Consider the following 6,203-nt stretch of genomic DNA (forward strand, 5'->3'; position numbering starts at 1 on the left):
GCTAAAAAAGAGGCTCCTAAATCAGCAGCTTCTGCAGCTAAAACTGGTTCTTTTGAAGAGGGAGACAAATTCCCTTACCTAGGACGTCAATACCGCTTAAACATCGTTCGTGGAGATGTAGCAAAGGCTGAAATGACATTCCGTGCAAAATTCATTGCTACAGTACCTGAAAGCTGGAACGAGCAGCAAACAAATGAAGGTATTGGACAACTATTAACAGAATGGTACCAAGGCCGCGCAGGTGAAAAATTCCAAGAAGCTTTGAAATCTGTTAAAAAAACTGCAGACAATGCTCCTGAATCTGTTAAGTGGGACGAGTTAGGTGAAGAATACGCTACGACTCAAGATAATACAATCGTATTAAACTGGCGTTTGCTAACAGCTCCTCTTGCAACAATTGAATATGTCATTGCTTCTCAATTTACAAATGCAGATGAGTTATTCGAAGATGCAGCTGAACGCAAACAGTGGTTAAGCGATAACACCCTAAACGCATTTTAAGTTTATACATAAAAAAAGCACGCGGCGAACGCGTGCTTTTTTTATTTGGATAGAATTACCCCAATAATCTCACTGCTCAAAAATTAGTTAATCTGATAGGTTCATTCAAGCGCAGTTTATAAACCAATATATAATATACATGTTTAAAGTTTTATTAATCTAATTTTAAAAGCAGTAAGTAAGACTAAACTGATTCTATAAAAAACTGCTTTCTATCCTTTTAATACTTTAAACGCTTCTCTTACTTTTCGTGCAAAATCTAACGGTGGTTCTACAGATTCAAAATGCATATACATTGCTCTCGGCTCTTCAAATAGCCAATGGTTGTGAACGGCCGTAACCTTAATGTCCCTTTTTCTAAGCTCCGTTAATAATGGATTTACCTCTTCTTGCAAAAGCACGGTTTCACCTAGATTTAACGCTCTTCCCTTGCTATCTAAATCTTCAAAAGTAAAAAATTGAGGAGTAACTAACGGAGAGCGTGTTGGACGCCCTAAAATTTTAAAACGAATCGTCCGAAATTTTTGTACCAAACAAACGCCATTTTCATCTAAACTGCCTTGTCCACCTAGAATTCTCGCAAACTCCTGACATAGACTCTTTTTATTTTCCCAACTCATTATGCTGACTTCCTCTCTTGTAATAACTTGTCCTACCTTAATAAATATATGTGAAAGTTATCAAGTAGAAACGGCAAACACACAGGAAAACTACCCATTTTATAAATCCTGATTATCAAAAGTCATATTTATTTTTCTTTGTTCATATCAATAGCATGTATTTTTGAATTTAACTAAACAGAGAAATTTAGATGTCCATTTAAAAAATTTACTTAAACAGTTTTTTAAAATTGAATTTATAGGGGGAAGTAAAATGAAAAAAATAGGCAAGGATGATTTTATTTCAGGGTTTGTTCCTCATCATAATCATGGCTCAGTGGACTACACTTCTGTTGCGTCAGGACATGTCCATCAGTGCCTCGATGTAACGTCTCCTCCAATTCAAAGCGAGGATGGAAGCCACATTCACTATACAGAAGGCTATGTTGTTTTTGAAGACGGACATACACATCATTACAAAGCCTACTCTGGTCCCGCTATTCCCATTGGCAACGGTATGCATGTTCACTATTATGACTTTTATACCAGCGAAGACAACCAGCATCGGCATCATGTCAAAGGTGTAGACCATCCTGCTCCGGGCGATAGATAATGAAATAGTTTAATGCAATTAAGCCAAAGTCTCAGCTTCTGGACTGATTTTCATCTTGTGTTTATACCCCTTTATTAACAGTGAGACCTTTAATAGATAAAGGTCTCTTTGTGCATATATGAGTTAAATGCCAGTCTCTCCCTCTGCTTAAGCAAAAAAGGATACGCGAGCTCTTTATTCCAAAAGTTCGACATACCAGGTCTTTGGACATGTCAAAGTTTCTACACCAATCGATATATTGTGCTTTAAAAGAAAGATATATATAATCAAGAAAATGTTTGATTTTGTTTAAATGTGGATACGTATACCTATAAGCAAGATAGCAAACACTTAAGATGAGTGGTTACGCTATAAAAGTTGTAATGACCATGTAAAGAAAGGAAGTGCAGCTTATGAAAGGACAGAGCTTTTTTATTTTAGGACTTATATTTGCTCTTATCATTGCTGTTTTAGCTGTAATTAACAACGATCCTGTACAATTTAACTATGTATTTGGTTCACAAAAATGGCCTCTTATTTTAATTATCTTAACAACGGCCGTGTTTGGAGGAGTGGTTGCTGCTTCATTGAGCTTTGTAAAAATTGTTCAACTAAGGGGACAAGTGAAACAGAAAAACAAGCGAATTGCTGAGCTGGAAGAAGAAATCAAGCAGCATAAGCCTGTTGACCCTGTTGTGGAAGAAGAACCAAATCAACCAGCTACTCGAACTGAGCGCGCTCAGTTATAATAAAGAAAAGCCGTTATTCCCTAGAATAACGGCTCTTTTCATTTTTTGTTCCCCCATGCATATTTTTGGCATACACGCATAAACAGATAGATATGGAAAACTTTAGTTCTGAATGGTACAATCAACACTGTTATATCTCTATGAAAAACTTAAATTGACAGTCTTACCGTTAAGAAGGTGTTCATCCATTATGGTCAATAAAAAAATAAAGCGTGAAATTCTTACATACATAAGCGTCATCCTCGGCACCGTTTTGCTTTCTGTTGTCGTTCAGCACTATTGGTTTCAGCCCTACACTGTAAAAGGCGATTCTATGAAGCCTATTTTGCACGAAGGCAATCGAATTATTATTAACAAACACAGCAAGCTGGAGCGCTTTGACATTGTCGTTTTGCAAGCTCCCTATAGCAGTGATTTTCTAGTAAAGCGCATCGTCGGCTTACCAGGAGAAACGGTCGAATACAAAGATGATGTTCTGTATATAAATAACAAAGTCAAAAAAGAACCGCATCTTCATAAATATTTATCTAAAGTGCCCGCTTACGAGCGATTTACTGAAAATTTTTCCACGCACGAACTGTCTCAAGACGGCACGATACCCGATGGATACGTATTAGTGCTAGGTGACAACAGACGCATTAGCCGAGATGGCAGACATTTTGGCCTCACTCCGATTTCTTCGATCATGGGAGAAGTCAATATGAAATACTGGCCTTTAAAGGAAATGACTCTTATGCATTAACGCATAAAAAAGAAAGCTCAAAAGTGAGCTTTCTTTTTATTTTGGATTTTCCTTGTTYTCTACATGCTGTTCTTCTGCAAATTCTGTGTCATACGCTAGTTTTTGCTTAAAAGCGGGACGCGTTCTCGCCGTATGTTTCGTTTCAATATGGTTGAATAAGTAGCGGTGAACAAAAACCTCGGCAAATGTAATAATAGCTGCAGAAATAATACTTCCCCAAGCAATTTGAACGTAGCTGTCTAATAACAATGTTCCAAAAATCCATACGCTCATATAGGTTAGAACAAATTCAACAATAATGGCATCACGGTTGCCCACTCGAGGCAGTACAATTCGATCCACTACTAAATATGTCACAACTGTCGTTAGCAAGCTAAAGGAAATAATATCTCCGATGGTTGCATCAAAAAACAAATCAAGGCCTATACCAAACGCAATAAGTGCCGCTGCAAATTTAATGAGCAATAATGTTGCATGATTCATATTTGAACCCTCCTTTTTCTATATTAATTTGAACAAAAATAGGGAAATTAATACCTTTTTTGCCATGAAGGGTATAATATAGGCAAAGCCAGTACGCTTGAGGCTGCTCGAGCGTACAAGAATGATTTGGGAGATGTTGTAATGATTGTACTAGAAAATAGCAAAATGAAAGTAAGTATTCAAGAAGAAGGAGCGGAAGTTGTAGAAGTATTTCATAAAGAAAAAGACCTGCAGTTCATGTGGAGCGGAGACCCCGCTTATTGGGGACGAGTATCCCCCGTATTGTTTCCAATCGTAGGCAGATTAAAAAATGATCAGTATACCGTTGATCAGCGCGAATACTCTTTGCCACAGCACGGTTTTTTACGTGATTCTGCCTTCAGCGTGATCGAACAAACAAACGAAACGGCACGGCTGCAATTTGCTACAAACGGCCGCTTTAAAGACGTATATCCGTTTGAATGTTCAGTTGAAATCAGCTACCGTCTGGAAAATAACCGATTAACTTTTCAGTGGAAAGTAGTGAACGAAGATAAAGACGATATGTATTTTTCAATTGGAGCCCACCCTGCTTTTCGTATTCCGTTACGTGAAAACGAGCAGATTTCTGATTACTTTTTAGAAATAGAGCCTTCTGAAACTACGCCGAAGGAATTTATATTAAAAGACGCTCTTATTCATGAAAAAGGAGCTGCAGAAAATTTGCATCAGCTGCCGCTAAGCGCAGATTTATTTGCAAATGATGCGCTAATTTTTAGTCATATTGACGGAATTACGATTAAATCGCCGGTTAATGAAAATCAAATTAACGTTCAGTTTAATGATTTCCCGTATGTCGGTATTTGGTCAAAGTATGATGCAGAAAATCATACAATCGCTCCTTTTCTCTGTATCGAACCTTGGTTTGGAATTGCAGATACGCATGATCACAACGGAAATTTCAAAGAAAAATTAGGCATCAACCGTTTATCAAAAGACGGTGTATTTCAAACAGAATTCTCTGTTTCCTTTAGTTGATGCAACAAACACATAACATAACAAAATCAAYCCAATCTTAAGACGAACAAATGGGATATATGAGCTGGACTGCTTGTTACACCGCTGTTGATTTCCGTGCAAGACTTCGCTTTCCGCGGGCGGCTGTTGAGCCTCTTCGTCGCTTACGCTCCTGCGGGGTCTCACCTATTCCGCTTTTCTCGCAGGAGTCTTCGCCTTGCCCTCCAATCAACAGCTAGAAGCAGTTAAATAGATTAAGCCTGCGTTCACCATAACAATAAAAAGCTCCGAACGATTACTCGTTCGGAGCTTTCTTCAACTAAACTATTTTTGTTCCTGCTTCTTTTTACATTAGTTATTTACAACATCGCTATTTTTTAGCGCATGGACTTGTTCTATTAGCTTCTGAACATATTCTTCGCTGAGTACACCTGTTGCCCCTCGAATAATTTCAGTCGAATAATGATCCGGAGGTGCGACTTCTTTTTCTTTATTTAACACAAAAAAAGTAAGAACATGATCCACCATCTTACCTTCATGCTCGACAGAAATAATAGCAGGACGATAGCCATTATTATCTACGCCTTCTCTGCCATACAGGTACGTAATTGCTTCAGGCGGCACGCGGTACAGTTTGCCTTCAACGACTCCGCCTTCTTCCACCATATCTGCACGTCCTCCGTCATGAATAACGTGGTTATATCGAAGCGTATAGCCTTTAAAAACCGCTCTGCCGAGACAGTCCTGGAAATGCTGATCCACCCCGTGCTTAATAAAACGATCGTTATCCATACATGAACCGTAAGCAAAATACAGCATACCTTCTAATAAATCTTCTTTCCACACGCGCCAGTTTCCGCTCGGGATAAATTCGTGCAGCAGCGAACGATCGCTTGCCACATACACAACGGCTTCAAATTCACCTTGGTCCGTTTCAACCGTTTGCACAACTTTATCATATTCATTATCTTTATGACCTTCATGAATATACCCTTCTAATTCATCAAGAGCCTTCCACATAAGCTGATCGGTCACTTCATATACTTCTCCGTATACACTATGTTCACTGTCAATATCAAGCATAGGATAGCCTTGCTTTGTGTCATATAATTTCCCTTTCGTTTTTGCCTGCTTGGCAATAGGGCGCGCATGATGCAGCAATCCGTGATTACCTTCTCCCTCAAGAAGCGTTCCGTATACAAATAAATAATTGCACATACTCCTTATTCCCCCTCTTTCTCTTCATAAAGCTCTAGCGGTAACCCGTCCGGATCAGCAAAAAAAGTGAATTTTTTTCCCGTTAGTTCATCTACCCTAATAGGTTCCACATCAATCCCTTGCTGCTCTAGTTCACGCTTGGAATCCTCTACGCTTTCAACGGCAAAAGCTAAATGGCGTAAGCCGCACGCTTCAGGTTTTGAAGGACGCTGTGGCGGATCTGGAAACGAGAACAACTCAATTTGATAGCCAGGAGCTACTTCTAAATCTAGTTTATATGAATCTCGTTCTTTTCTATATGTTTCTTCTATAATCTTGCATCC

10 protein-coding genes are annotated in these 6,203 nt (G+C 38.8%); 5 read left to right on the forward strand and 5 right to left on the reverse strand.

What is annotated here, in order from left to right; translation table 11 throughout:
• The coding region (locus AC1DRF_RS14350; protein ID WP_477740988.1) for a YgjP-like metallopeptidase domain-containing protein at positions 1 to 501 on the forward strand (501 nt) is incomplete at its 5' end.
• 212 nt (positions 502 to 713) lie between these two features.
• Here AC1DRF_RS14350 and AC1DRF_RS14355 read toward each other — a convergent pair.
• Positions 714 to 1,121: a DUF1259 domain-containing protein gene (locus tag AC1DRF_RS14355; protein ID WP_025749486.1), complete on the reverse strand. Its 408-nt coding sequence runs from the start codon at positions 1,119 to 1,121 to the stop codon at positions 714 to 716.
• A gap of 253 nt (positions 1,122 to 1,374) precedes the next feature.
• On the opposite strand from AC1DRF_RS14355, the gene AC1DRF_RS14360 reads away from it, so the two are divergent.
• The 3 genes from AC1DRF_RS14360 (at position 1,375) to lepB (ending at position 3,183) form a co-directional block, all read left to right on the forward strand.
• On the forward strand, positions 1,375 to 1,713 hold the full coding sequence (locus AC1DRF_RS14360; protein ID WP_013055902.1) for a YmaF family protein: 339 nt from the start codon (positions 1,375 to 1,377) through the stop codon (positions 1,711 to 1,713).
• Positions 1,714 to 2,105: 392 nt separating this feature from the next.
• Positions 2,106 to 2,441, forward strand: coding sequence for a LapA family protein (locus AC1DRF_RS14365; protein ID WP_230184642.1), 336 nt, complete (start codon positions 2,106 to 2,108; stop codon positions 2,439 to 2,441).
• Positions 2,442 to 2,631: 190 nt separating this feature from the next.
• Positions 2,632 to 3,183 (forward strand): signal peptidase I, encoded by a 552-nt coding sequence (gene lepB, locus AC1DRF_RS14370; protein ID WP_230184643.1) that lies wholly within the window; start codon positions 2,632 to 2,634, stop codon positions 3,181 to 3,183.
• A gap of 36 nt (positions 3,184 to 3,219) precedes the next feature.
• Here the strand turns inward: lepB and AC1DRF_RS14375 are convergent, their stop codons facing one another.
• A complete protein-coding gene (locus tag AC1DRF_RS14375) occupies positions 3,220 to 3,666 on the reverse strand; it encodes a YndM family protein (RefSeq protein ID WP_230184644.1) in 447 nt (148 codons plus the stop codon).
• 141 nt (positions 3,667 to 3,807) lie between these two features.
• On the opposite strand from AC1DRF_RS14375, the gene AC1DRF_RS14380 reads away from it, so the two are divergent.
• Complete coding sequence (locus tag AC1DRF_RS14380) at positions 3,808 to 4,683, forward strand: aldose 1-epimerase family protein (protein ID WP_230184645.1); 876 nt, start codon at positions 3,808 to 3,810, stop codon at positions 4,681 to 4,683.
• Positions 4,684 to 4,759: 76 nt separating this feature from the next.
• Here the strand turns inward: AC1DRF_RS14380 and AC1DRF_RS14385 are convergent, their stop codons facing one another.
• The 3 genes from AC1DRF_RS14385 to gloA2 form a co-directional block, all read right to left on the reverse strand.
• A complete protein-coding gene (locus AC1DRF_RS14385) occupies positions 4,760 to 4,894 on the reverse strand; it encodes a hypothetical protein (protein WP_477740990.1) in 135 nt (44 codons plus the stop codon).
• 119 nt (positions 4,895 to 5,013) lie between these two features.
• Positions 5,014 to 5,880 carry a gamma-glutamylcyclotransferase family protein gene (locus AC1DRF_RS14390; protein ID WP_043979742.1) on the reverse strand — a complete coding sequence of 289 codons (867 nt, stop codon included), beginning with the start codon at positions 5,878 to 5,880 and terminating at the stop codon, positions 5,014 to 5,016.
• A 5-nt stretch (positions 5,881 to 5,885) separates the two neighbouring features.
• On the reverse strand, positions 5,886 to 6,203 hold a 318-nt coding region (gene gloA2 / locus AC1DRF_RS14395; protein ID WP_477740989.1), incomplete at its 5' end, for an SMU1112c/YaeR family gloxylase I-like metalloprotein.

The organism is Priestia sp. P5_B4, from assembly GCF_056400385.1.

Bases quoted from the DNA above. Each gene is read 5' to 3' on its own strand.
- AC1DRF_RS14360 (WP_013055902.1), top strand. From the start codon at position 1,375: ATGAAAAAAATAGGCAAGGATGATTTTATTTCAGGGTTTGTTCCTCAT.
- lepB (WP_230184643.1), top strand. From the start codon at position 2,632: ATGGTCAATAAAAAAATAAAGCGTGAAATTCTTACATACATAAGCGTC.
- AC1DRF_RS14355 (WP_025749486.1), bottom strand. From the start codon at position 1,121: ATGAGTTGGGAAAATAAAAAGAGTCTATGTCAGGAGTTTGCGAGAATT.
- AC1DRF_RS14365 (WP_230184642.1), top strand. From the start codon at position 2,106: ATGAAAGGACAGAGCTTTTTTATTTTAGGACTTATATTTGCTCTTATC.
- AC1DRF_RS14390 (WP_043979742.1), bottom strand. From the start codon at position 5,880: ATGTGCAATTATTTATTTGTATACGGAACGCTTCTTGAGGGAGAAGGT.
- AC1DRF_RS14380 (WP_230184645.1), top strand. From the start codon at position 3,808: ATGATTGTACTAGAAAATAGCAAAATGAAAGTAAGTATTCAAGAAGAA.